This window comes from Methylobacterium oxalidis (assembly GCF_007992195.1).
Lineage (GTDB): Bacteria > Pseudomonadota > Alphaproteobacteria > Rhizobiales > Beijerinckiaceae > Methylobacterium > Methylobacterium oxalidis.
In genome coordinates this window covers 1-733 of the sequence record NZ_BJZU01000336.1, presented here as the reverse complement: position 1 = coordinate 733, position 733 = coordinate 1, and the positions used below count along the sequence as shown (strand labels likewise).

The following is a 733-nucleotide window of genomic DNA, read 5'->3' as shown; positions in this document are numbered from 1 at the left end:
TCGCCGTTCAGGCGGCGAACCGCGTCGGAGTAGGCGCGGGCGGGCGCCGAGAGCGGGTTGTTGAGGGTCACCGGGCAGCCGACGTTCGAGGCGCGCAGCACCTCCTCGCTCTCCGGGATGATGGCGAGCAGCGGGATCGAGAGGATCTCGAGCACGTCGTCCACCTTCAGCATGTCGCCGCGGTCGGCCCGGCTGGGGTCGTAGCGGGTCAGGATGAGGTGCTTGTCGATGCTCTCGCCCTTCTCGGCCCGGATGGTCTTCGAGTCGAGCAGGCCGATGATGCGGTCGGAGTCGCGCACCGAGGAGACCTCGGGGTTCGTCACCACCACGGCGACGTCCGCGTGGCGCATGGCCAGCGTCGCGCCCCGCTCGATGCCGGCGGGCGAGTCGCAGATCACCCAGTCGAACTTCTCACGCAGCTCCTCCATCACGCGGGCGACGCCCGCGTCGGTGAGCGCGTCCTTGTCGCGGGTCTGGGAGGCCGGCAGCAGCGACAGGCTGTCGAGCCGCTTGTCGCGGATCAGGGCCTGCGGCAGCTTGGCGTCGCCGTTGACCACGTTGATGAGGTCATACACGACGCGGCGCTCGGCCCCCATGACGAGGTCGAGGTTGCGCAGGCCGACGTCGAAATCGACGACGCAGACGCTCTTGCCGCTCTGCGCGATGGCCGCACCCAGGGCCGCGGTGGTCGTCGTCTTGCCGACGCCGCCCTTGCCCGATGTGACGACGAGAA

The 733-nt window shown here is 69.7% G+C and carries 1 protein-coding gene; it reads right to left on the bottom strand.

Annotation, left to right across the window (positions count from 1 at the left end; all coding sequences use genetic code 11):
* The coding region (gene minD, locus MOX02_RS30865; protein WP_147029553.1) for a septum site-determining protein MinD at positions 1 to 733 on the bottom strand (733 nt) is incomplete at both ends.